General features: G+C 37.4%; 4 protein-coding genes. 2 read left to right on the top strand and 2 right to left on the bottom strand.

The genetic code is table 11. From position 1 onward, the window contains the following. Together ACMHXH_RS16665 and ACMHXH_RS16660 are read left to right on the top strand one after the other, a co-directional pair. On the top strand, positions 1-436 hold a 436-nt coding region (locus ACMHXH_RS16665; protein WP_413737912.1), incomplete at its 5' end, for an IS30 family transposase. 101 nt (positions 437-537) lie between these two features. Beyond that, the gene (locus tag ACMHXH_RS16660) at positions 538-876 is read left to right on the top strand and encodes a hypothetical protein (RefSeq protein WP_143078461.1); all 339 of its coding nucleotides are present in this window, start codon (positions 538-540) and stop codon (positions 874-876) included. 39 nt (positions 877-915) lie between these two features. Here ACMHXH_RS16660 and ACMHXH_RS16655 read toward each other — a convergent pair whose 3' ends face one another. Beyond that, the gene (locus ACMHXH_RS16655) at positions 916-1,644 is read right to left on the bottom strand and encodes an AAA family ATPase (RefSeq protein ID WP_039034853.1); all 729 of its coding nucleotides are present in this window, start codon (positions 1,642-1,644) and stop codon (positions 916-918) included. A gap of 154 nt (positions 1,645-1,798) precedes the next feature. Further along, on the bottom strand, positions 1,799-2,352 hold a 554-nt coding region (locus tag ACMHXH_RS16650), incomplete at its 5' end, for an RHS repeat-associated core domain-containing protein (RefSeq protein WP_413738348.1).

Below are 2,352 nucleotides of genomic sequence, written 5' to 3'. Positions count from 1 at the left end.
GGTTCTGGGCAAGCAAGGTACGGGCGCGATTGTCAGCCTGGTTGAGAGAAAAAGTAAGCTGTACCTGATACGCAAAGTGCCAGCGAAAAGCGCAGCCGATGTGGCCCGGGCAATGGTTGGCATGCTGTGGAAATATCGAAGTTATGTTCGAACTATCACTGCGGACAACGGCAGCGAGTTCTGTGACCACGAACAGGTCGCAGAAAAGCTTAAAACGGATGTCTACTTCGCTAACCCTTATTCGTCCTGGGAACGCGGACTGAATGAAAACTTCAACGGTTTGCTGCGGCAATACATACGGAAAGGCACCGATTTGCGGACGGTAACAGATAGGCAAATTAGTGAGATTGAACGGGCATTAAATGCCAGACCGAGAAAGTGCCTCGGCTTCAGGCAACCTATTGCGGTATTCAATGAATTACGCAAGGCAGCCTAATTTAGCGAGTGGTGCACTTCGGAGTTGAATTCGCGCTTCATTCTTTTTAATATATATGTTAGGTTAAGCTCACCCAAGTACACAACAAATAGGTAGTAATCTTGAATAATCCGACTAATATTCGTGCATTGTTTGAATCATTAGCAAATCTTTCAGTGCCATTAGAAAGAGTTTTTCATATTGCAATTACTGAAATAAAGAATGATGACAGCATTTCAGAGAAGTATAAAGAAGAGCTTTTGAACGCTACAAAATCTCTATTATTTAATAGTTTAGAACTTCATGATTATGTAGGTAAAAAAGATGTAAGCTTTAACATAATGAGTGGCGGAGAATCTGAATACAATAAGATTAGAGAAATATACAAAACCGCATTCCCAAGTGAAAAAGATGAGGGCATAAATTTACATCAACACATCGAAAGACTTAGTTCAAAGTAATGCAATAACATTTAGCTAAGTCATCGATAAATTTATTTTTTATTTAAACAATTCTCTAAACATACGATTAGGATTCTTTAAAAAAGCTTGTGTTATTTGATAGGCATCTGTTTCTTCATAGTTTATGAGATTAAATCCATCTTCAGATACTCGATAAATAGTAGAATTGGGATAAGAGAGAAGAATTGGGGAATGTGTGGCTATGATAAACTGTGAATTTTTTTGAATCAGCTGATTAATGGTTGCCATGAATGTCATCTGTCTAGTTGGTGACAGTGAAGCTTCAGGTTCGTCTAAAATAAACAAGCTGTTACCTGAAAACCTGTTAAGCACTAAACTCAAGAAAGACTCCCCATGAGACTGTTCATGCAATGACCTTCCTCCATAACTTGGTAACAGTGACTTTAATCCATACATGTTCAATTCATCTATATTGGAAGCGACGTTATAAAAGCTTTCTGCTCTGTAAAAAAATCCATCTTGTGGTTTTTGCAAATTAAAGCAAAGTCTAAGATATTGATATAGTTCCGAATGAGTTTGGCGCGTCGAAAATTGGAAATTTTTAGTTCCACCTTCACTATTGAATCCTAATGCTATAGCTAAAGCCTCAATCATTGTTGATTTCCCACTTCCATTTTCTCCAACGAGAAAAGTTAAATTAGAAGTAAATGTCAACTTATGAAGCTTTGAAATTGATGCAATATTAAATGGGTATAGATCCCAATTGTTAATTTTTTCACGCTTCAATTCCACACTTTTCAAAAACATCTAAGACCCTCTGTTAATTATAAAACCATAAAAATTATCTTTCTATTCCAATCAAAAACACTTATGTTCACACTAATTTAAAAACAATCTTCCTTATTAAAATTTGCAGTAGATGAGTATAGCTCACTCCTCTACTGCAAATAACTAAATCTATTTACTTATTATCACTTTCAGGATCTTTTTTAGGCATTTCTTGATCTTCTTTTTTATTATTTTCTCTTTCTATTCCATGATTATCATGAACATCAGGCAAATATCCGTCAGCATAGTCATCTATGGTTTCTTGTCTTCTTGTTCGTTTTTCTTCAAGAATTTCTTCAGCGGATTTATCTTCATCAGGTGTATCTTGCTCTTCAGATTTTTCCTTCGCTGTCAATATAATCGAAACGACAGCCATTACGGGGTTGTTAGCTCCAGCAATTTTCGCAACACCAGCGATTGCGTCATGCTTAGTTATATTTGGAGTTTTAACCTTCCCACCGCTTTGGTGTGTCATTCCAGCCGTAGCAATTATACCAACAACAATAGGTACAGCCACAACAGCAAATTCCCCATCCGGATCTACATACTTATACGGATTATTGTTGGCATACGCATACCGATTAAACGAATGCACATCCCTGAACCCAACCGGATCATCCGCATAGAACCGCCCAATCAGCGGATCATAGTATCGTGCCTGCATATAGGTCAGGTTCAAGTCCTCAT

It is taken from the genome of Shewanella sp. BJSY2023SW001, assembly GCF_047314685.1.
Taxonomy (GTDB): Bacteria; Pseudomonadota; Gammaproteobacteria; order Enterobacterales; family Shewanellaceae; genus Shewanella; species Shewanella indica.
The sequence above is the reverse complement of the archived record's forward strand: the minus strand, read 5'-3'. Positions and strand labels throughout refer to the sequence as shown.